We start from the raw sequence: 22,178 nt of genomic DNA on the forward strand, positions 1-22,178 counted from the left end.
AAACTGGGAAGAGCACTACCAACACTGACATAAGGATTCATGTTATGAAGCCACAAGATTCAAAAAATGCCGCTCATAGTTCATCACAAACAGCCTAGGATGTATCACAAACAAAAGGAGCTGATAACGCAAATGAATTGTTAGACAATCTTTCTGCAGATTTAGAGCAGCTCCACATCGAAAAAGGAAGAAAGATCCCATTCAGTCGCGAACAGTTAAAAGATATTATCGCAGAGCTGGAACGTGGTATTGTGGACGAGAGCGGGCTCAAAGGCGATTATTATTATGCAAATACGGATATCAAGCTGATGCCAGTTCTGATAGAGAAAGCAAATCACAAATATCAAGGATTAAATCTCAAATTTATTACAACATCTGAGGACCTTATCTCTTCAATAAAAGAAGCAATTGATAAGGGAATTCCATCTTCCAAATATATAGTGAACACGACGGACAGGGGAATCCATTCCGTGGTGATTGATCATAGAACCATTGATGGCAAAACGTCTTTAATAGCTTTTGAACCTGCCACGACCGATAGTGAGGTAGCGCTCTTGCTCGCGGTAAGACTACACCTAACCATTGAACGTGGGTTGCCTGATTGTCATTTTTCCATGGTAGAAATGGATATTCAACGCAGTTCCTCTGAATGTTCAATAATAAGTTTAGCGCTTGCTAAAAAGCTGCATTGTGAAGCTGATAAATTGACAAAAATGCACAAGGAAAATATAAGCGGCGTATTATGCGAAAAAAATACAACTCTCTCTCATAATAAGCTGGATCCATATCTTCCACCGAGCCTTTACAAACACACGCAAGGTAGAAGACGCCTCAAGGAATATAGTGAAGTAAATCCGGCAGCTGAAAGCGAAAAAGTGAACAAAAAAGGTGAAACGCTTCGTGAGAGGTTTGAGAAAAACCTAGTGACAACAGAGGAAAAAACTGTCTCCGTTTCATTACACAAGAAAAGGGTCTCTGAATATAAATCTCTGATGCTGTAGTTTTGAATATTTTTACACATATGTGGAGGGGAAGTGAAGCACTGCATTCCGGTTCATGAGGCAAATCCGTTCATGTTGGTAAATGCACTCACTTTTTTGATATGTAAAACACAAACAATACAAACAAACTGAAATTTTAAGCTGAGCTCAAACTGTCATAACAAAAAAGTTGAGACCATATAGACAAAAGAAGAAAGTTTATTTTAAAACATCAAGATGAAAGATGCAATTACACTTAAGCCCTTCACAATTTTTTGCAAATTTGAAGATGCAAAGAATGATCAGAAGCGTTTCTAAGAAGCCTCTCATCTTGCTTTAGAGGTCTTTTTTAATGAAAGACGCCTTCATTTTTTCAAGGCAAAGCAAGAAGAAAAAATCAAGATTACAACATTATTCAGCCAGAATACACAGATAGCGTCCCATGCAAAATGTTAGCATGGAAACTTATATTATGAAGCCGCAAGATTTAAAAAGCCCAGCTCGTAGCTCATCGCAAACGCAAGAGAGTAAGAACGCAAATGAATTGTTAGACAATCTTTCTGCAAATTTAGAGCAACTCAACATCGAAAAAGAAAGAAAGATCCCATTCAGCCCTAACAAATTAAAAGATATTATTATAACCTTAGAAAATGATATCATCAGTGGTTATTGGATCATTGCCGATTATGAAGACATAGATCTTAAAATGATGCCTGCCCTCGTCGAGCAGGCAAACCTTAAATACCCAGGAATGCATCTTAAGTTTGCGTTAACACCTCACAACTTTATCCTCTCACTAAAAGAAACTATCGAGAGTGGAATTAAATCTTCTAGATATATAGTAAACACGCAGGAAAGAGGAAACCATTTTGCGGTGATTGACCATAGAACCATTGCAAACGAAACGTCCGTGATATTGTTTGAATCCACAACATTTATGAATAATATGTGTGCAACGATATTAGGGGTAAGAACAAGACAAGCCCTTCAAGAGCATCAATTGCCTAATTGTCATTTTTCTATGGGTGAAATGGATATTCAACGAAGCCCCTCTGAATGTGGAATATTTAGTTTAGCTCTTGCTAAAAAGCTGTATTGCGAAGCTGATAAATTGACAAGAATGCACAACGATAACATGAGTGGTATGTTATGCGAATCCAATACGCCCCTACCTTCTGCTGAATTAGATAAATATCTTCCAACGAGCTTTTACAAACACACGCAAGGTAGAAAGCGTCTCGAACAATATCTTGAGTCAAATCCGATAGCTAAAAATGAAAAAATAAACAAAAAAGGCGAAACACTTACTGAAAGATTTGGTAAGAACTTAGTAACACCGGAAAATAAAACACTCTCTATTTCCCCACATAGAAAAAGGATCTCTGAATATAATTCTGTCCTTCAGTTATGATGGTGCTTTTAACGTTTTTTCCAATATGCGGAAGGGAATTAAACACTCCATTCAAGTTTTCATGGATTAAATCCATTCATATGAAAATTCATTTGCTTTTAATTTTTAAATACAAACAATGTAAGCTCCTTGCGCACTAAAGCAAAACATGACTGTTATCTCAAAAAATAGCATATTCTAAAGCTATATCAAAAATTCTAAGGTATTTTTAAAGGAAACAGATATCAATTTGAAGAGGTAAAACTTCAATATTTTTGCAAAAGCATAGACTCCACTTATGCTTTTAAAAACGCCTAGAATTTCTCTAGCTCCCTAGCATCAACCAATCTCCACCCATACCAACCCAGCTATCGCCATCAGCACCAATCCACCAACACCACACTAACCAGTCACCCACATACCAACCCAGCTATCGCCATCAGCACCAATCCACCAACACCGCACTAACCAGTCACCCACATACCAACCCAGCTATCGCCATCAGCACCAATCCACCAACACCGCACTAACCAGTCACCCACATACCAACCCAGCTATCGCCATCAGCACCAATCCACCAACACCGCACTAACCAGTCACCCACATACCAACCCCCAGCTATCGCCATCAGCACCAATCCACCAACACCGCACTAACCAGTCACCCACATACCAACCCAGCTATCGCCATCACCACAATCCACAACACCGCACTAACCACATACCAACCCAGCTATCGCCACCCACATACCAACCCAGCATCGCCATCAGCACCAATCCACCAACACCGCACTAACCAGTCACCCACATACCAACCCAGCTATCGCCATCAGCACCAACCAACCACACTAACCAGTCACCCACATACCAACCCAGCTATCGCCATCAGCACCAATCCACCAACACCGCACTAACCAGTCATCCACATACCAACCCAGCTATCGCCATCAGCACCAATCCACCAACACCGCACTAACCAGTCATCCACATACCAACCCAGCTATCGCCATCAGCACCAATCCACCAACACCACACTAACCAGTCATCCACATACCAACCCAGCTATCGCCATCAGCACCAATCCACCAACACCACTAAATCCACCAACACCACACTAACCAGTCATCCACATACCAACCCAGCTATCGCCATCAGCCACCAATCCACCAACACCACACTAACCAGTCATCCACATACCAACCCAGCTATCGCCATCAGCACCAATCCACCAACACCACACTAACCAGTCATCCACATACCAACCCAGCTATCGCCATCAGCACCAATCCACCAACACCACACTAACCAGTCATCCACATACCAACCCAGCTATCGCCATCAGCACCAATCCACCAACACCGCACTAACCAGCCATCCACACACCAACCCAGCCAGCACCCACAACCAATTTATAGTGGTTTCATGAAAGTTTCTCTTCTGATCACTGAAGGACAGGGGAAAGTTCGTTTTTAAGATGTCAGCCAACCTCGCTTGATATGAGGTTTTTTTATGGAGGAGTTTATGCGAAAAATATCAAAAGAAGGACTTGCAATGATTAAGCAATGGGAAGGGTTGCGTTTGAATGCCTATAAAGATGCCATTGGTGTGTGGACAATCGGTTATGGACATACAAGCACTGCTGGAAAACCCTTTGTTCATGAAGGCATGATAATCACTAAAGAACAAGCCGAAAATGTTCTTTGTCAAGATTTAAGACAATTTGAGAATGCTGTTGAACAGGCAGTTCAAGTTTCATTAACGGATGAACAATTCGCGGCATTAGTGTCGTTTTGCTACAATATAGGAACAACAGCTTTTTGTAATTCGATACTGTTAAAAAAGCTCAATCAAGGTGAATATGAAGCTGTCCCTGCAGAGCTACAGAAATGGACCAAAGCAGGCGGTAAGCGTCTTCAAGGTCTTGTACACCGTCGCGCAGCAGAAGCAGGGTTATGGGCTAAAGGTGCTTATGTTTCTTCCAATTATCAAACAGTGGAGAGCAAACAATCAATGGGAGTTTTCAAAGCCGAAGCACTTGCTCCGATTATTGGCTCTTTTTCTGGGCTTGGTGGTTTGTTAGCAGGCAATGGTCCAATTCAATGGGCATTGGCCACCATTATGGTTTTAGCCGCCTGTGCTGGTATTTTATTTGTTGCTAAACGCTTTCAGGAGCATCGTCTATGATCTGGTGGATGAAAAAAAATCTGATGCTAATAGGAGCGGCTTTAGCCGCTCTTTTTATGATTTTAGCAAAAGCTTTCACTCTTGGAAAAAAGAGTGAACAGCAAAAGCAAACAGAGAATTCTTTAAAGGCAGCAACAACACGACTTGAGGTAGAAAATGAAATTAATCAAAAAAGTGATACTGATGTGCGCACTGAGCTCTCTGACTGGTTGCACGATCAATAAATATGCTTCTTCTTGTATAGGTTGGCTTCCCATTTATTTAAGCCAGCAAGATTTGAATGTCATCAGTTCACACTTAGCAAGAGAAATATTAAAACATAATAAGCAGGGTGGACGCTTGTGTGGGTGGAAACATGGACAGAAGAAAAACTGAAAAACGCACCGAGCTTACGGAGGCAGAAAAAGAAATGCTTCAAGAAATAATCATTACCTACCAAAGTGTAAAAATGATGTCCCGCTTGATGAAGTGGATAACATTTTTTATCTTTTTGTTGATCCTTGACTTTGCACGCCTCATGGATGCGATAGACAATGTCTTTGCCCATTTAAAACAGTGGTTCTCAAAAAATTAGATATTTATCCATTGTATATTAAGGAGCATTCTTCAAGCATAGAAAGACATTAAGTAAAATATCGAGAAACTGCTTGAAAAATATAACGCATTGATTGTGTTTACTGTCACCACAAACAAGCTTGAGAAAATCTCCAATTTCTTGCAATAATAAAATTCGTATAGTATTTTATTTTTATATAGCTATAGCTTTTTAAATTAAATTATGCATAATGATCCACCTATTTGAAAATAAATTAGGTGTTCATATGAATACAAAACGTTTAGTTTCGATTTTTGTTGCTATTTTAATTACCGCTTCTCCGGTGCAAGCGGCTGCTAGTGGTGTTTATCCAGTACGAAAATCTGTTAGTGATGTTTATCCAATACGAACAGCTGCCGGTGATGTTTATCCAATACGAACAGCTTCCAGTGATGTTTATCCAATACGAGCAGCTTCCAGTAGTATTTATCCAGCACCAAACTTAGATTATTCAAAGATTACTGTTACCCAACCTTTTTCTTGGATAGGGATTTACCTTGGAGGGCAGATTAGTAGTTTCTCAAGTACAAGTACCTTAAATTACTCTGAAGATATTACTACTGGAAAATGGGCTTGGATTGATAAAGATTTATTACCCAAGCCTTTAGGATACAGGGCAGGTCTTTACGGAGGATCTAATGTTGATATAGGAAGTAACTTTATTCTCAGTTTTGATACAGACGTAATCTTCTCTGGTAAAAAAGATACAAAGATAGATAATGGAACAAAAATTCGAAATGCTGACGAGCTGGGTTCTATTAATACAATATTTCAAAAAGCTAATATTTCGATCACAAAGCCTAATGCTCCTGATGAAACCATACTCGATATTGGTCATCGTATTGTAAGCAGTGTCACTTTAAAAGAAAAATGGTCGGGTGCTATGCGCATACGTCTTGGCTTTACTTCTGATTATGTTATGCCGTATATTTCGGGTGGCCTTGCCTATGCTCAGATGCAATATATCGTATCACTTTTAGCAAAATCACAAGAAGATTTCCTTGTATTAGCTTCTGGCAATATGTTTGACAAAACAAAAATAATGGTTGGCTATACATTCGGTGGCGGTATTGATTTTGCAATGACCAATAACATTATTTTGCGTGCAGAATATCGTTATTCAGATTTTGGTAAAAAGATATTTGAGAAAGATACCCTTGAAATTGACTACAAAACTAATGATTTCCGTGTTGGTTTTGCCTACAAATTTTAATTCACTGCAAGATTGAATTGCTAAAAACCCTGTCTTTAACAGGGTTTTTGTTTTTTCTCACAGTGTAAATATCGCTCCTCAAGGCGTAAAAGAGAACAAGAAATAAAATTTGTACGATTGCACGAGAAAGAAAGTCTATTTTTACGTTATGCTATAAAAAATTTTTATCACACTGTTCTTATATAAATAAATATGACTGATATGAAATATCGTACGGTTGTTTAAAAAAATCACTGTCATGGAGATTTATGTAACTAATTTTCCACTGTGTGGGGAGAAGTAGTTTTAACAATTTCAAATTATGGAGATGTTATTTCTACTTACCTTTCGTAAGCTTAAGCAAAAGCCGCAAAAACAATAAATGAAATTACCAAATTTCCTCTATTTTGTTATGATTGCTACAAAAAAGAGTCTTGATGTTATTTTCTCTAAATCATAATCTCACTTGAGAATACAGCAAAATCCTTACAAAAAGCGACAAGTTGTTTAATTTCGAAATTTTCCCTTCTCCTTGCTCAAAAAGGCGCAAATTTCTTCCACCAAGTGAGAATAAAATACTATCTCCATCAGCACAATACATTAATTTATAATAATAAATCATCCTTTTACAAATTGAAGGAGAGTCTGACATATTGTAGAATTCCTCATTTTATCACTGTTGATAATGAATCAATCAAAACCATTCTCTTGCCCACACAAAGAGAGTGGGTATATTGATAAAAACCGTTTAAGGAAGAAGTAAAAAATCCCTCTCATAAACCATCTCAAGACAAGATCAGTCGTAACATTGCAAAGGAGCACAGGTCATGATGATACCAGCTTGTACCTTGCATAAGTAGAGATGGCAGTGTCTTATAGATATTACCGTTACACCATTCACCGAGCACTGTCAGGAGATGTACTTCACAAACATTAAAAGAGATTTCTTTAAAACAAGCTTGCCCTCACAAACAAAGTGGGTATATTGATAAAAACCGTTTAAGGAAGAAGTAAAAAATCCCTCTCATAAACCATCTCAAGACAAGATCAGTCGTAACATTGCAAAGGAGCACAGGTCATGATGATACCAGCTTGTACCTTGCATAAGTAGAGATGGCAGTGTCTTATAGATATTACCGTTACACCATTCACCGAGCACTGTCAGGAGATGTACTTCACAAACATTAAGAGAGATTTCTTTAAAACAAGTACGTCAAGTGGTAACAAAATGTCGTTCTGTTTTGTATAGAGGTGATGCCTCCATTAAAGAAGGCTCCTATTTGTCGCTTATTTCGTCACCTCATAGGCTCACCGAACAACACTTGCCCTGGATATTGTCCCCCTTTCAACTTTGCATTTTGTCACACAGCACACACACAGATTGTGTGGATTATATGAACTTTATGATGCTTCAACATCAACTCCATGAACATATTTTTCTCCTGCATCGGATTGATATCCCAACGATTATTGTTTTTCTTATATATTTGGCTCATTTGAAATAAAATCGCAATCAAATAGAAATAATATTGTATTTTAGCATCTCTAGATTTGGCTTATATGATCGTTTTGAAGGACAACACTTTACAGCCTACCAAACAAACTACTGGAAATAAGGGGAGAAACTCATGAAGTGGTGCGGGTGGTCGGACTCGAACCGACACTCCTCTCGGAACCAGATTTTGAGTCTGGCGCGTCTACCAGTTCCACCACACCCGCACGCTGTCATAAAGGACAAAATTGTCCATTGTCTCTCTGCACTATATGAAGAAGGACAGATTCGTCAACACTCGATTTCTTGTTTTTTAAGAATCTGTATTATTTCTGTCTCTTTGATTTTGTGAAAAGTTTGTTCCATAGGATTTATGGAGAACAATTTGTAAAGTTTTTACTTCTTAGATTTATGAAAGTCCTCATGATATTAAACAAACTAAAGCTTTGGACGATTTCTTTAGCAAAGCGGCGTACAGCGCCCCATTGGCTTGGATTTATTGCCTTTATTGAAAGTTCTGTTTTTCCAATTCCGGTAGATGTTTTATATATCCCGATGGCACTTGTTTATCCCAAAAGGGCTTATCGCTATGCCTTTATTGCAACTATATGTTCTGTTTTGGGGGGAATAGCCGGGTGGTTTATTGGGCATTTTGCCTATGATACACTTGCTAAGCCGATTTTAGAGTTTTACGGTAAGGTTGAAAGTTTTCAAGCACTAAAAAACAGTGCAACACTGCAATTTCTTATCATTTTATTGATCACTTCAGGTTTTTTTCACCTTCCCCCTATAAAAATTGTCACGATTTTGGCAGGTGTTATGGGTGTACGTATTGAAATTTTCATTGTCATCTGTATTCTTTCTAGGGGGGCACGTTTTTACCTGCTTGCGTGGCTCATTCAACGATTTGGACAACAAGCAATGAATTTTCTTTCCCGTCATTTGAAATGGATTATCCTGATTTGTTGTGTTACTCTCCTTTTTGTTTATGGCGTTTTCATAGCTTTTGTGAACAAGCACTTTTTATTTTAAGGAATATGCTCAATGGAACGCATTTTGTCTTCTCAAAATATTTTTAAGAAGCATTTTTATTGTAAACCAAGCAGTAAAGAGCTGAGTTTATGGGCGTTTTTTTTAGCGTTTTGCCTATCAAGCACGATAGGGTTAGCACTCGGTTTTGAACATATCGGAGGATATCTTCCTTGTGATTTATGCCTGATTGAGCGTTTTCCGTATTACGGTGCCCTGCCATTTTTGCTTTTAGCTGGTTTTGGAGCGTGGTTTTTTCGCATGTTTTTTAGGGTGCAGCTTTTATTTTTATGCGTTTTTGTCCTAATGACCATCAGCTTTATTTTAGCAGTATATCATGCAGGTATTGAATATGGCTTTTGGCCAGCCCCCCCCAGCTGTGGTTTAAACGCGATAAGAAAAACAACAGACGTTAATCAACTGTTCAATCTGTTAAACAACATCCATCCTCCTTCTTGTTCTGAGGCATCCGTGCGCTTTCTTTTTCTCTCATTTGCTGGTTGGAATGTCGTTGCCAGCCTATTTTGCATGCTTATTAGTTTTTATGTTGCCTCAAAAGGGTTCCTTTCAAGCAATAAAGAACTCTAACCATAAAGTAAAAATGAGACCGCATGCACCCGTTCTCTCTAACAACCTTCCTCTAATCACCACCCAAAACTAGTTACCAAAACCGACCCACCAGTCACCAAATCAACCACCAGCCAGTCACCACCAACTCACCATTCACCAACAAGCCTCCTCTCACAACCTCCCCCTAGCCATCACCCAAAACTAGTTACCAAAACCAACTCACCAGCCACCAGATCAACCACCAGCCAGTCACCACCAACTCACCATTCACCAACAAGCCTCCTCTCACAACCTCCCCCTAGCCATCACCCAAAACTAGTTACCAAAACCAACTCACCAGCCACCAAATCAACCACCAGCCAGTCACCACCAACTCACCATTCACCAACAAGCCTCCTCTCACAACCTCCCCCTAGCCATCACCCAAAACTAGTTACCAAAACCAACCCACCAGCCACCAAATCAACCACCAGCCAGTCACCACAAACCCACCATTCACCAACAAGCCTCCTCTCACAACCTCCCCCTAGCCATCACCCAAAACTGGTTACCAAAGCCAACCCACCCGCCACCAAATCAACCACCAGCCAGTCACCACCAACTCACCATTCACCAACAAGCCTCCTCTCACAACCTCCCCCTAGCCATCACCCAAAACTGGTTACCAAAGCCAACTCACCAGCCACCAAATCAACCACCAGCCAGTCACCACCAACTCACCATTCACCAACAAGCCTCCTCTCACAACCTCCCCCTAGCCATCACCCAAAACTGGTTACCAAAGCCAACCCACCCGCCACCAAATCAACCACCAGCCAGTCACCACCAACTCACCATTCACCAACAAGCCTCCTCTCACAACCTCCCCCTAGCCATCACCCAAAACTGGTTACCAAAGCCAACCCACCCGCCACCAAATCAACCACCAGCCAGTCACCACCAACTCACCATTCACCAACAAGCCTCCTCTCACAACCTCCCCCTAGCCATCACCCAAAACTGGTTACCAAAGCCAACCCACCCGCCACCAAATCAACCACCAGCCAGTCACCACCAACTCACCATTCACCAAAATCCCTCTTCTAGCCTTGTACTCAAAATACAAAAATAAGCAGATACATCCATTTTATGGTTTCACCTCTCTGTACTTATGGGCAATATTTTGATAAAAACTCGTGATAGAAAAGCCGTAAAACAATAAGTGAGGGGATCGATAAATATAAATGGTCTGCCATGACTGAAGATAAGAACACAGCGCCTTCTACCCTGTCACCGATTTCCTTCGATATGACAAAACTTGAAGAACCATGTGTTATGATGGAACATGATCATAATGCATGGCGCGATCATATAAGAGAAGGAGATTTAAATGCTCCTTACAAAAAACCACCTCATATAAAACCACGAATCAAATCGGCACCACGCATCAGGCAAGTCTTTTGGTGTGATTTTCCTCATGATTCGATACTACCTGAATTTTGGAAAAAACGGCCTGTTTTAGTGCTTTCTAAGAATGCAAAATTATATGGAAATGTGACAGTTTTGCCTTTTTCAACGAAATCACAACCCAATAATCCCGCTGCGTATCCACTACAATCTCCCATAGAGAATAAAAAAGCCTGGATTATCTGCAATTATGTCACAACAGTTTCCGTAAGTCGTTTAAGTTGCTCACATACCGTTCCAAGACTATCCAGCGAAGATTTTCATAAAGTTGTAGCTCTGATGCTCAAACATTTACCGCATTTACACCATTGACTTTTGAAAAAAATAAGTGTATATATATCATCATACACGGCATCAGTAGTGGTGGCCGCTTCCCCGCAAGGGGAGATAGGAACGAAGGAGTGGGTAACCGCTCCTTTCGTCGTTTTTGGTATTTTTTTGAGAGCTTTTTAGTTATTTTTTGCAACCTTCCCTAAAACATATTCAGCATTCATTCTTCAGCGTTGTTGTTTTTAAATATCTGCGATTTGGGGTAGGTAGAAGACAATATCCATACTGTTGATCCGGTAAAATTTCCCATTGAGATTACCGAGATATTATACATATTTATCATTTTGTTGCACAAAAAATCGTGCTGCCGTTGTGCTTAAGCTTTATATGATTTTCCGCAATAGGAATATTTTTCCAAGATTGAAAAAATATTTTCATAATTTGGCATAACAAATAATCTCTTGTTCTTCGCACTATTGAAATGTTCAATCACTCAATCCACCAAAGGATATTTAACCTTACAATTTGTTTATTTACTTCCCTCAATTCGGATGAAGCGGATGCAAAATCCAACATTTTTGAAAAAAATATAGTAAAGAGCATTTAATGATTCAATTTCTTAAGACTACATAGAATGCTCCATCCATTTTTGAAGACATCAATTTCTGTAAAGATATCAAGCAATACTTATGTAATCTGAATAATATTAGTTTACCTATCATATGATAACCGATTGATAACTATAACAATGAACACAGAACTTACATCACCACACCCCAAAATAGTGTTTTACGATATAACATAAAACGATTACTTCACACCGCAATATATCTCAAAAATTGCATCATTGATTCAAAGCATTTTATAGAAATGCTATGGAATTTGAAAAATTCATGCATATCATATGTCATTTACACCACAATAAAAATACATTTTGTATATTTAAAAATATATGTTAACAATATAGAATTTACTTTATTAATGCACTAAAACAGATTATACAATAAATATAATAAAAACAATAACATAGTTTAAAGTTATTTCTAAATTAACAAAAAAATTACACCTTATAATTTAAGTTAAAAACCAAAATTGAAAAGTTGACAGAATCAATAAACTATGGAAATTACACAAATATAATACAAAATGTACAATTAAACATTTTGTATTAACAACATCTAATAAACATAATGAAATTATGCATCATGGGATGCCACGGTGTTTTTTGTTTTGTTTAAAGGGTGCAATAAAAAAACTTTTTTAGTTAAATCTTTTACATTGGGATCATTATAATGAAAATATTTCAAAAAATTGCGTTATATATTGTTACAATAGCCTTTTTCTTTTCACAGATTTTGGAAGCTAATGCTTATTATTTGAGTAATCATTCTCAAAATTCTAATTTTACTTCTATTTCTATAATGTCAGAAGAAAAAAAAGTTGTTAAAGCTATTAATATGGTTATGGATTATATTTCAACACAGAGAACTAAACAAGGCACTGAACAAGATGTTAAAGAAGGTGTTATAAAGGTAGAATTTTCGGCGATACTTATACCAGCTCTTTGGGGTCTTATTGCGTATTTTGCATATTTCTTTTCTAGAAAGCCGGACCCCTCTCGTAAATTGAGTCAAAGAACGTTTGATGCTTTTATGCACAGCGCATGGGCTCTCACCTAAACAACATTTCACTTGATGCTGTTTAAACAGTAAACTTGTTTGATATTTAATAACATAAACTGTAATTTGAATTACAGTTTATGTTTTTTATATTCAATTAATATCGTTAACTTTCCCCACTCTACATGATGAATAAAATTTAATCAGCTGTATTCATACAAATGCAACGCGATAAATTGAACAATGTTTGAGGGTATTTTGAGTGATAATAGAGTAAAATTGATAGCTTTTTCTTTCTGGTGTAGGATACGCATGTTGGAATAGCTTCATAGGTTGCAAGAATCAAAAACACATCCTCCAGCGTTTTGCACTTTTAGCTACTCTATCTTATAATTCAGGCACACAACTTTATGCAGCAGCGCTGTTTCACAACGATGGAGAGAATTTATCAGTAATTTGTTACATAGCTTAGCTCTTTCATTCTACGGTAGCTATTATGATGCTCACACAATGTCTATCACAAAAAGTCTCTTGCTGTTATTCGACCAATATTATTGCCGAAACCCTGTCTCACACAAAAGACTTCCTCTGTTATCCACCATACTTCCAGTCAACGAACACAAATACGCTGTTTTTAAAAATCAGAGATATATATGCCCATACGAGCTACATACAGTTCTGTCATGATGACTCTTTGAATTTTGTCCTTATCAATACTGTTTTTAGGGAGAAAGAGCTCCCCCAGCACAATCCCTCAACACGCTTTCCTAGCATATAGACTAATATGGTCTTCGAATACAAACAACACCATTTTTTCATAACCACATTTTATCACTTCCCACACGTAATTTTTCTTAATTTTTACGCACCAACGTTATTCTTTTCTCAACACTATTTTTTACCAACTTTTAAATTTTGGATTGACTTTCGTTTTTTTCATTCTATATTTTAGAATTATTCTAAAGTTCAAGGAATAGAAAATGTTGAGATCGTTTTTTTCATTTTTACAACGCAAAGCTCTATCTTTTCGTTCGGCACAAAAAGTGATGATTCAAGCGCTCAAAGCAAAAGAACAACGTGCAGCTCTCTATTTAAAGTATGCGAAAGCTCTAAAACCTTACTCCTCTGAGCAAGCAGCGATTTTTACAGCAATGGGTATGCACGAACTTGAGAATTATAAGCAGCTTCTTTGCCTTTCCTGTGGCAATCGTGCAAGAGCTGTAGGGTCGTTATGTAATCATCCTGCTCTTGTAACAAACAAAGTCTCCAAAACAGCGGCACCTAAAACATCAGCTGTTACAAATAACGACACGAAAAATGCTTCAAAAAAACACCAACAAATGCTCTTGACATGGATTCAACCTGGACTTGCAGGCTTGATGGATGGCTCTGTCTCTACTCTTGCCCCTATTTTTGCTGCGGCTTTTGCAACAGGTGATACGTATCAAACCTTTTTGATAGGGCTTTCAGCTTCAATTGGCGCAGGTCTTTCGATGGGTTTTACAGAAGCAGCCCATGATGACGGCAAATTATCGGGCCGTGGTTCTCCCTTTAAAAGAGGTCTTGCTAGCGGCATTATGACAACGCTGGGGGGGTTAGGTCACGCACTTCCTTATTTAATCAACTCTTTTTACGTCGCAACAGTTATTGCATGTATCATTGTTTTTTTTGAACTATGGGCTATAGTCTGGATTCAGAATAGATTCATGTCGACACCTTTTTGGCGTGCATCGTTACAGGTTATTATTGGCGGAGCGCTCGTTTTTGCTACGGGCATCTTCATTGGCAGTATTTAAACCAAACAGCATGAAAAATAAGCATGTACCATACAAAACAAGCAGCGAGAACTATCGCCTCGTCTATAGATTTTTCGCTGCTTGTTTCAAATGGAATCTTCTGTTAGAGTTGTGTTTGTTTTTTCTATTTTGGAGATGCTTTGACCATGCCTTCCATGCACCTGAACAGCCAAAAGAACCCCTCTTCGTTGAATGCATTTCCTCCTAGCCCTCCACAACAAATAACCTTATCGATCCAGCGTCTTGAGCATGGACAAGGTTTAGAACTTCCTCACTATGCCACAGCGGGCTCTGCTGGGCTTGATCTACGAGCAGCACTTTGTGAAGAAGAAACGGTGGTTCTTGCACCGGGGCAGCGCGCACTCATTCCAACGGGTCTCATTTTCCACCTTCGGCCCGGTTTTGAGGCACAAATACGTCCACGCTCTGGCTTAGCCTTAAAGCACGGCATCACATGTTTGAACACGCCCGGAACAATTGACAGCGATTACCGTGGCGAAGTAAAAGTTCTCCTCATCAATTTGGGGCAAGAAGACTTTTCCATTCAGCGTGGCATGCGCATTGCACAAACGGTCATCGCACCGGTTATTCGGGTCAATGTTTGCGCTATAGAGCAAAATGAAAATACCCAAAGCAATGCAGAAAGTCGAGATGCCACAAGCAGGGGAGCAGGTGGTTTTGGTTCAACAGGGCAAATTTAAACAGCATTCAGTGAAAAAACATCGCCCTCGCATTGCAGGAGCGCGCACTCATTCCAACGGGTCTCATTTTCCACCCTCAAGCCCGGTTTTGAGGCACAAATACGTCCACGCTCTGGCTTAGCCTTAAAGCACGGCATCACATGTTTGAACACGCCCGGAACAATTGACAGCGATTAGCCGATAGCGAAGTAAAAGTTCTTCTCATCAATTTGGGGCAAGAAGACTTTTCCATTCAGCGTGGCATGCGCATTGCACAAACGGTCATCGCACCGGTTATTCGGGTCAATGTTTGCGCTATAGAGAAAAATGAAAATACCCAAAGCAATGCAGAAAATCGAGATACCACAAGCAGGGGAGCAGGTGGTTTTGGTTCAACAGGGCAAATTTAAACAGCATTCAGTGAAAAAACATCGCCCTCGCATTGCAGGAGCGCGCACTCATTCCAACGGGTCTCATTTTCCACCCTCAAGCCCGGTTTTGAGGCACAAATACGTCCACGCTCTGGCTTAGCCTTAAAGCACGGCATCACATGTTTGAACACGCCCGGAACAATTGACAGCGATTAGCCGATAGCGAAGTAAAAGTTCTCCTCATCAATTTTGGGCAAGAAGACTTTTCCATTCAGCGTGGTATGCGCATTGCACAAACGGTCATCGCACCGGTTATTCGGGTCAATGTTTGCGCTATAGAGCAAAATGAAAATACCCAAAGCAATGCAAGAAGTTGAGAGACCAAAAGACCGAGATACAGGAGAAATTTGGCGCAATAAGATAGACTTAAGAAGCGAATGGTAAATCCTTGCACATTACCGGATAGGGGAAAGATTCTTCATTGTGGGACTACTTATATTGTCGACCGCACGGTTGATTGCACGTACTGCAGCATCATTTGTCACATCTACCCCAGTATTACCCGTTGTATTGCCTCCCACAGCATCGGTAGCACTCACGACTCCATCACTGATTGCCGCCTTTGCTGCAACATTGGAAGATTTTTGCAATCCCATAAGACCAATTTTAGTATATCCAGCAGCTCGTATTTGATTAAGCAAATCCACAACAGCTCCATAATCAATTTCACTATCAGCTTTGATCAAAATCTTTGTCCCTAGATTTTGATTTGTTGCCTTCAACAAAACTTCTTTAAACGCCGTTTGGCTAACAAGATTATCACCAACATAAAGAAAACGATCTTTTTGCAAAGTCACATAAAGAGGCTCATCAGGTTGAATCACTGAGGGCACTTGTGTTATAGAAGGAAGTTGAACCGGAATAACAGATGTTGCCAAAGGCGCAGCAACCATAAAAACGACAAGCAACACTAGCACAACATCAATAAAAGGAGTTACATTCATCTCGTTGTGCAATCCACTCTCATCAACCTCCCAATTATCATTAAAGCCCGCTTTCATTTTTTATGACTTTTCTGTTGACGGTGTCTATCCAGTTCACGGCTCAAGAGCCTTTCAATTGCAGCAACAATATCGCCTAAATCATTGCGATAACCACTCAGAGCACGCATAAGGCTATTATACATAACAACGGCGGGAATAGCCACAAAAAGCCCGACAGCCGTTGCCAGCAAAGCCTCAGCAATTCCAGGAGCGACCACATCAAGCCGCGTTGTTTGAGACTGAGCAATACCTATAAAAGAATTCATGATTCCCCAAACGGTCGCAAAAAGACCAACAAAGGGAGCAATTGCACCAATAGTTGCCAGAACAGCACTACCACATGCAACACGCCGCGCAGCAGCCAGCAAGCAGCGTGACAAAAGCGAATGAACCCTTTCCTTTACGCCCTCATTAATATCGCGCATGCCCTCGCCATACCGACCAATTTCCTCATAGAAGAGGTTATCTTCATGCGCAACTGAACCCTCTTGTCTTGCATGCGCTCTTTTACCAGAATCCCCCCCTTCAGTGCCCGTAAAACGAACCTGTTGTGTAGAAAGATACACTTCTTTAAGAACTTCTTTTAGAAAGACCACACCGGCTCCTTTGCTTTCTTTTAAGCTAGCAGCTAAACGCGTGAGGGTATGAGCATTAAGAGCCAATTGAAGTTCCCGACGCACTCTTCGTTTCGCCAAAGAAATCTCAATGATTTTGACGAAAGCAATTGTCCAAGATGCAAGAGACGCTAACAACAAAAGAATAATGACAGTTTTTACAACAAAATCAGCCGCCATAAACATAGAAAAAGGGGAAAGATCAGGCGATGCAAACACAGCAACTGTGTTCTCTAAGGGTACTGTTTCAGATTCCATTTCTTCTCACATCGTTATGAACTTCATTTATTTTATCTTACAGTCACACAACCACCCTCGCAGCATCACCATTTTACAACGCCACGTCCCTTTTAACATCATTCTGTGTTCAGTCTAAAAAATAAAACTTGATAAATCAAGTATAGTTTTATTTCAGGAAAAAACTTTTTCAAGAGGTATGTTTCAAGAAATTTTTCTCCACACAAATTAAAATAAATTTATCTTAAGAAAACAGGTTTCTTGCACAAAATATTTAAACGCACAAACTGCCCTTATAGGCCAACAAGATTCATTTTATCAAAAATACTTTTAAATTACACAAAAGAGGGAACTAAAAAAACCGTTTAACGTTACAAAAGCAGTGAAAATTTCTACTCCAAAGCAAATAATCACTATGAACACACAAATACTGAGTAATGATAAATCAAGAGGAAAAAATCATCATGGCAAATAATAAAACAACACAGGATCACAAAATGGCAACAGAAAAATCCTCACACAGACAATTAGAAAAGTTACGCAATGACGTTTCAGAGGCGACCTCAACATTAGCAAATATTGGTGCAAACAAATTGAACGCAGCCAAAAACAAAGCCGAAACACTGTATAACGCAGCGAAAGAAAGTAGTGAAGACATTCTCTCTCAAGCGAAAGACAAAATCGGTAATCTTGAACAAACCATGAATCAATACGTTCGTAAAAATCCTAATAAAAGCGTTCTTTTTGCAGCGGGTATTGGTTTTATTCTTTCTCAATTATTGCGTCGTTAAGCAATGCATAATTTTATCGCTTCTCTTTTAAACCATCTTGTCGGTGGAGGTCTCAAAAGTACCGTCAAGCAAATGCGCCTTCAAGCAATTTGCTGCGGCATTGTGGGCATTTCATTGTTCATGTCGTTGCTCTTTTTATGCATTATAGGTTTTCTTGCCTTATGTTTGGTTATGAACCCGCTTGCAGCAGCTAGTACAATGTTTTTCATTTGTTTGTTTCTTGCAGGCTTAGGTATTTTCATTGTCCACATTCTGAAAACTTATCAACGCTACGAACGACAAAAGCAATCGGAAGAACAACATCATAAACTTATGACAAATGCGGCGCTTTCCAGTGTTGCACTTTTAAGCAAACATCTGCCTTTTGCCAAATGGAGTGTTCCGGTTCTTGGACTTGCCACCTATTTTCTGTGGAAAAAAGATAAAAAAGACCGCTTTTCAGATTGAGATGTGCAATTGTGTACTTCCAACCCCCCGGTGTTTTCTTTCAATTGAGAGAAAACACCTTTTTATTTCCCATCGTCCCATGTTGTATCGAGATTAATCCTAAAAAATTAATGTTTAGTTTCTAAAGAAGGAATGTAACGAAACCACATCACTTTCAGCATCCTCTTTGCAATAAAACACCTTTTTCATTGTGTTTTATCATTGTGTGCGTGATAAAATCATCGTGAAAATATCCGTCAAATTTAAGCGATCATATATTCGAAGGTATCTGAGAGCTATTCTTCCACAGCGTTTATACCTTTCAACAGCACACTGCCAAGAATCCCCCACTTTGGAAAAGGCATCATGATGGGTGAGCACATCCATCATCTCTGTTACAACAGCATCGAGAATTTCTCGTTTATCTCCTTCAACCATAATGCGGATCGCCGGCTTAGTTCCAGAAGCACGAACCAGCTCACCACACATCTTTTAATGCCACTAAATTCTCCTGCAAGTCTTATAAAAGCACTCACGATTCTTCGAGGGAATCTCCCACTTTGGAAAAGGCACCATGATGGGTGAGCACATCCATCATCTCTGTTACAATAGCATCGAGAATTTCTCGTTTATCTCCTTCAACCATAATGCGGATCGCCGGCTTAGTTCCAGAAGCACGAACCAGCTCACCACACATCTTTTAATGCCACTAAATTCTCCTGCAAGTCTTATAAAAGCACTCACGATTCTTCGAGGGAATCTCCCACTTTGGAAAAGGCACCATGATGGGTGAGCACATCCATCATCTCTGTTACAATAGCATCGAGAATTTCTCGTTTATCTCCTTCAGCCATAATGCGGATAACCGGCTCAGTTCCAGAAGCACGAACCAGCTCACCACACATCTTTTAATGCCACTAAATTCTCCTGCAAGTCTTATAAAAGCACTCACGATTCTTCGAGGGAATCTCCCACTTTGGAAAAGGCACCATGATGGGTGAGCACATCCATCATCTCTGTTACAATAGCATCGAGAATTTCTCGTTTATCTCCTTCAACCATAATGCGGATCGCCGGCTTAGTTCCAGAAGCACGAACCAGCTCACCACACATCTTTTAATGCCACTAAATTCTCCTGCAAGTCTTATAAAAGCACTCACGATTCTTCGAGGGAATCTCCCACTTTGGAAAAGGCACCATGATGGGTGAGCACATCCATCATCTCTGTTACAATAGCATCGAGAATTTCTCGTTTATCTCCTTCAACCATAATGCGGATCGCCGGCTTAGTTCCAGAAGCACGAACCAGCTCACCACACATCTTTTAATGCCACTAAATTCTCCTGCAAGTCTTATAAAAGCACTCACGATTCTTCGAGGGAATCTCCCACTTTGGAAAAGGCACCATGATGGGTGAGCACATCCATCATCTCTGTTACAATAGCATCGAGAATTTCTCGTTTATCTCCTTCAGCCATAATGCGGATAACCGGCTCAGTTCCAGAAGCACGAACCAGCTCACCACACATCTTTTAATGCCACTAAATTCTCCTGCAAGTCTTATAAAAGCACTCACGATTCTTCGAGGGAATCTCCCACTTTGGAAAAGGCACCATGATGGGTGAGCACATCCATCATCTCTGTTACAATAGCATCGAGAATTTCTCGTTTATCTCCTTCAGCCATAATGCGGATAACCGGCTCAGTTCCAGAAGCACGAACCAGCTCACCACACATCTTTTAATGCCACTAAATTCTCCTGCAAGTCTTATAAAAGCACTCACGATTCTTCGAGGGAATCCCCCACCTTGGAAAAGGCATCATGATGGGTGAGCACATCCATCATCTCTGTTACAACAGCATCGAGAACTTCTCGTTTATCTCCTTCAACCATAATGCGGATAACCGGCTCAGTTCCAGAAGCACGAACCAGCTCACCACACATCTTTTAATGCCACTAAATTCTCCTGCAAGTCTTATAAAAGCACTCACGATTCTTCGAGGGAATCCCCCACCTTGGAAAAGGCATCATGATGGGTGAGCACATCCATCATCTCTGTTACAACAGCATCGAGAACTTCTCGTTTATCTCCTTCAGCCATAATGCGGATAACCGGCTCAGTTCCAGAAGCACGGATGACCAATCGTGCATCTTTTCCCAAATGTTGCGTTGCTTGATCTATTGCCATTTTTACCGGATTCTTCTTCAACATATTTTTGTTTCTAACCGTTACATTTTTAAAAATTTGCGGCACAGGCTCAAATCGTTTACACAACTGACTCATAGGAGTTTGACTCTCTTGCATACAGGCTAAAATCTGCAAGGCTGCCACCAATCCATCGCCAGTTGTGCCAAAATCACTGAGCACAATATGCCCAGAAACCTCTCCACCAATATTATATCCTTTTTTGCGCATCGCATCGACCACATAGCGATCCCCAACATTTGTCCGAACAAGATCCAAGCCTTTGCTGTTCAAGAAGCGCTCGAGTCCAAGATTTGACATAATAGTTGTAACAACACCATTGCACCGTAATCGTCCAGTTTTATGCCAATGCTCAGCAATTACAGCAATCAATTGATCTCCATCAATTGTTTGCGCTTTTTCATCAACAAGCAGAACACGATCACCGTCACCATCAAGAGCAATCCCCACATCAGCACGCACTTCATGAACTTTCTTTTTTAAAGAAGCCAAATCGGTTGAACCACATTTTTGATTAATATTGGTACCATTTGGCTCATCATGAATAGCAAAAACCTCAGCTCCCAATTCCCACAAAGCACGGGGAGCAGCTTTATAAGCAGCACCATTGGCGCAATCCACAACAATACGCAAAGCATCTAGGCGAACATCTCGAGGCAAAGTTCGTTTTGCATATTCGATATAACGATAAATATCGCCCTCGACCCGTTTTGCATAACCAATTTCAGCACAATTTGCTAAAGATTTTGAAAGATCTGTATCGATCAATTGCTCAATTTTTGCTTCCGTATCATCTGAAAGTTTAAAACCATCGGGACCAAAAAGTTTAATTCCATTATCATAGAAGGGATTATGAGAAGCAGAAATCATCACTCCAAGATCAGCGCGCAAGGAACGACAAAGCATAGCAACAGCAGGTGTTGGCACTGGTCCCAATAAAAAAGCCTCCATCCCCGCAGCGGTCAATCCTGAAACCAAAGCATTTTCCAGCATATAGCCAGATAATCGGGTATCCTTACCAATCACCACACGCCGCGACTGACGTTGTGACCGAAACAATACCCCCACAGCCATCCCCACTTTCATGGCAAAATCTGGTGTCATAGGAAAGACATTCGCTTTCCCCCGAATCCCATCTGTGCCAAAATATTTTTGTGTCATCCCTCTTATCCTTTGTACACACTTATTCTTTTGCAGCTCTGTCAGAGTGGAAACTTTAGAACAGCGAGATCCCTCATGTGATAAGA

Annotated in this window: 22 protein-coding genes, 1 tRNA gene and 6 pseudogenes; 17 read left to right on the forward strand and 12 right to left on the reverse strand. The window is 39.9% G+C overall.

Annotated elements, in window-relative coordinates:
• Positions 1-44 precede the first annotated feature (44 nt).
• The 7 genes and pseudogenes from V4P57_RS07275 to V4P57_RS07305 all read left to right on the forward strand — a co-directional run bounded on the left by V4P57_RS07275 (position 45) and on the right by V4P57_RS07305 (position 6,361).
• Positions 45-1,001: pseudogene (locus V4P57_RS07275) on the forward strand (YopJ/AvrA family T3SS effector serine/threonine acetyltransferase).
• A 451-nt stretch (positions 1,002-1,452) separates the two neighbouring features.
• On the forward strand, positions 1,453-2,391 hold the full coding sequence (locus V4P57_RS07280; protein ID WP_455465890.1) for a YopJ/AvrA family T3SS effector serine/threonine acetyltransferase: 939 nt from the start codon (positions 1,453-1,455) through the stop codon (positions 2,389-2,391).
• 1,499 nt (positions 2,392-3,890) lie between these two features.
• Positions 3,891-4,553, forward strand: coding sequence for a lysozyme (locus V4P57_RS07285; protein WP_455465891.1), 663 nt, complete (start codon positions 3,891-3,893; stop codon positions 4,551-4,553).
• The gene (locus V4P57_RS07290) at positions 4,550-4,777 is read left to right on the forward strand and encodes a hypothetical protein (protein ID WP_455465892.1); all 228 of its coding nucleotides are present in this window, start codon (positions 4,550-4,552) and stop codon (positions 4,775-4,777) included. The genes V4P57_RS07285 and V4P57_RS07290 overlap by 4 nt, the downstream gene beginning before the upstream one ends.
• On the forward strand, positions 4,710-4,928 hold the full coding sequence (locus V4P57_RS07295; RefSeq protein WP_455465893.1) for a hypothetical protein: 219 nt from the start codon (positions 4,710-4,712) through the stop codon (positions 4,926-4,928). Before V4P57_RS07290 ends, V4P57_RS07295 begins: the two co-directional genes overlap by 68 nt.
• Entirely contained in the window at positions 4,909-5,127 is a 219-nt protein-coding gene (locus V4P57_RS07300) for a hypothetical protein (RefSeq protein WP_455465894.1), read from the forward strand. The genes V4P57_RS07295 and V4P57_RS07300 overlap by 20 nt, the downstream gene beginning before the upstream one ends.
• A 247-nt stretch (positions 5,128-5,374) precedes the next feature.
• The gene (locus V4P57_RS07305; RefSeq protein WP_455465895.1) at positions 5,375-6,361 is read left to right on the forward strand and encodes an outer membrane protein; all 987 of its coding nucleotides are present in this window, start codon (positions 5,375-5,377) and stop codon (positions 6,359-6,361) included.
• Between the two features lie 1,613 nt (positions 6,362-7,974).
• On the opposite strand, the gene V4P57_RS07310 is transcribed toward V4P57_RS07305, so the two are convergent.
• Positions 7,975-8,059 (reverse strand) — tRNA-Leu (locus V4P57_RS07310).
• A gap of 196 nt (positions 8,060-8,255) precedes the next feature.
• Here V4P57_RS07310 and V4P57_RS07315 point away from each other — a divergent pair.
• From V4P57_RS07315 to dut (V4P57_RS07350), 8 genes and pseudogenes are all read left to right on the forward strand, one after another.
• The gene (locus V4P57_RS07315) at positions 8,256-8,864 is read left to right on the forward strand and encodes a YqaA family protein (protein ID WP_455465896.1); all 609 of its coding nucleotides are present in this window, start codon (positions 8,256-8,258) and stop codon (positions 8,862-8,864) included.
• 12 nt (positions 8,865-8,876) lie between these two features.
• A complete protein-coding gene (locus V4P57_RS07320; protein ID WP_455465897.1) occupies positions 8,877-9,449 on the forward strand; it encodes a disulfide bond formation protein B in 573 nt (190 codons plus the stop codon).
• A gap of 1,215 nt (positions 9,450-10,664) precedes the next feature.
• Positions 10,665-11,189, forward strand: a complete 525-nt coding sequence (locus V4P57_RS07325) for a type II toxin-antitoxin system PemK/MazF family toxin (protein WP_455465898.1) — start codon at positions 10,665-10,667, stop codon at positions 11,187-11,189.
• A 1,250-nt stretch (positions 11,190-12,439) separates the two neighbouring features.
• Positions 12,440-12,826 carry a hypothetical protein gene (locus V4P57_RS07330; RefSeq protein ID WP_455465899.1) on the forward strand — a complete coding sequence of 129 codons (387 nt, stop codon included), beginning with the start codon at positions 12,440-12,442 and terminating at the stop codon, positions 12,824-12,826.
• Positions 12,827-13,746: 920 nt separating this feature from the next.
• Positions 13,747-14,562 (forward strand): VIT1/CCC1 transporter family protein, encoded by an 816-nt coding sequence (locus V4P57_RS07335; RefSeq protein ID WP_455465900.1) that lies wholly within the window; start codon positions 13,747-13,749, stop codon positions 14,560-14,562.
• A gap of 146 nt (positions 14,563-14,708) precedes the next feature.
• Complete coding sequence (gene dut / locus V4P57_RS07340; protein WP_455465901.1) at positions 14,709-15,263, forward strand: dUTP diphosphatase; 555 nt, start codon at positions 14,709-14,711, stop codon at positions 15,261-15,263.
• A 26-nt stretch (positions 15,264-15,289) separates the two neighbouring features.
• Positions 15,290-15,652: pseudogene (gene dut / locus V4P57_RS07345) on the forward strand (dUTP diphosphatase); the annotation flags it as partial.
• 26 nt (positions 15,653-15,678) lie between these two features.
• Positions 15,679-15,990 (forward strand): annotated as a pseudogene (dut, locus tag V4P57_RS07350) (dUTP diphosphatase); the annotation flags it as partial.
• A 78-nt stretch (positions 15,991-16,068) separates the two neighbouring features.
• Here dut (V4P57_RS07350) and V4P57_RS07355 read toward each other — a convergent pair.
• On the reverse strand, positions 16,069-16,674 hold the full coding sequence (locus tag V4P57_RS07355; protein WP_455465902.1) for a biopolymer transporter ExbD: 606 nt from the start codon (positions 16,672-16,674) through the stop codon (positions 16,069-16,071).
• Positions 16,671-17,528 (reverse strand): MotA/TolQ/ExbB proton channel family protein, encoded by an 858-nt coding sequence (locus tag V4P57_RS07360; RefSeq protein ID WP_455465903.1) that lies wholly within the window; start codon positions 17,526-17,528, stop codon positions 16,671-16,673. The genes V4P57_RS07355 and V4P57_RS07360 overlap by 4 nt, the downstream gene beginning before the upstream one ends.
• A gap of 443 nt (positions 17,529-17,971) precedes the next feature.
• On the opposite strand from V4P57_RS07360, the gene V4P57_RS07365 reads away from it, so the two are divergent.
• Together V4P57_RS07365 and V4P57_RS07370 are read left to right on the forward strand one after the other, a co-directional pair.
• Positions 17,972-18,298, forward strand: coding sequence for a DUF883 family protein (locus V4P57_RS07365; protein WP_455465904.1), 327 nt, complete (start codon positions 17,972-17,974; stop codon positions 18,296-18,298).
• A 3-nt stretch (positions 18,299-18,301) separates the two neighbouring features.
• Positions 18,302-18,745, forward strand: a complete 444-nt coding sequence (locus tag V4P57_RS07370) for a hypothetical protein (RefSeq protein ID WP_455465905.1) — start codon at positions 18,302-18,304, stop codon at positions 18,743-18,745.
• A 198-nt stretch (positions 18,746-18,943) separates the two neighbouring features.
• Here the strand turns inward: V4P57_RS07370 and V4P57_RS07375 are convergent, their stop codons facing one another.
• The 9 genes and pseudogenes from V4P57_RS07375 to glmM (V4P57_RS07415) all read right to left on the reverse strand — a co-directional run bounded on the left by V4P57_RS07375 (position 18,944) and on the right by glmM (V4P57_RS07415) (position 22,092).
• Positions 18,944-19,213, reverse strand: coding sequence for a hypothetical protein (locus V4P57_RS07375; protein WP_455465906.1), 270 nt, complete (start codon positions 19,211-19,213; stop codon positions 18,944-18,946).
• A 43-nt stretch (positions 19,214-19,256) separates the two neighbouring features.
• Positions 19,257-19,421, reverse strand: coding sequence for a hypothetical protein (locus tag V4P57_RS07380; protein WP_455465907.1), 165 nt, complete (start codon positions 19,419-19,421; stop codon positions 19,257-19,259).
• A gap of 43 nt (positions 19,422-19,464) precedes the next feature.
• Positions 19,465-19,617 (reverse strand): annotated as a pseudogene (glmM, locus tag V4P57_RS07385) (phosphoglucosamine mutase); the annotation flags it as partial.
• 55 nt (positions 19,618-19,672) lie between these two features.
• On the reverse strand, positions 19,673-19,837 hold the full coding sequence (locus V4P57_RS07390) for a hypothetical protein (protein ID WP_455465907.1): 165 nt from the start codon (positions 19,835-19,837) through the stop codon (positions 19,673-19,675).
• Between the two features lie 43 nt (positions 19,838-19,880).
• Positions 19,881-20,045, reverse strand: coding sequence for a hypothetical protein (locus V4P57_RS07395; protein ID WP_455465907.1), 165 nt, complete (start codon positions 20,043-20,045; stop codon positions 19,881-19,883).
• A gap of 43 nt (positions 20,046-20,088) precedes the next feature.
• Positions 20,089-20,241 (reverse strand): annotated as a pseudogene (gene glmM / locus V4P57_RS07400) (phosphoglucosamine mutase); the annotation flags it as partial.
• 55 nt (positions 20,242-20,296) lie between these two features.
• Positions 20,297-20,449, reverse strand: a pseudogene (gene glmM / locus V4P57_RS07405) (phosphoglucosamine mutase); the annotation flags it as partial.
• Positions 20,450-20,504: 55 nt separating this feature from the next.
• Positions 20,505-20,669, reverse strand: a complete 165-nt coding sequence (locus V4P57_RS07410; RefSeq protein ID WP_455465908.1) for a hypothetical protein — start codon at positions 20,667-20,669, stop codon at positions 20,505-20,507.
• Positions 20,670-20,712: 43 nt separating this feature from the next.
• Entirely contained in the window at positions 20,713-22,092 is a 1,380-nt protein-coding gene (gene glmM / locus V4P57_RS07415; RefSeq protein WP_455465909.1) for a phosphoglucosamine mutase, read from the reverse strand.
• Between the last annotated feature and the right edge of the window lie 86 nt (positions 22,093-22,178).

The sequence above is a fragment of the Bartonella sp. B39 genome, assembly GCF_053795145.1.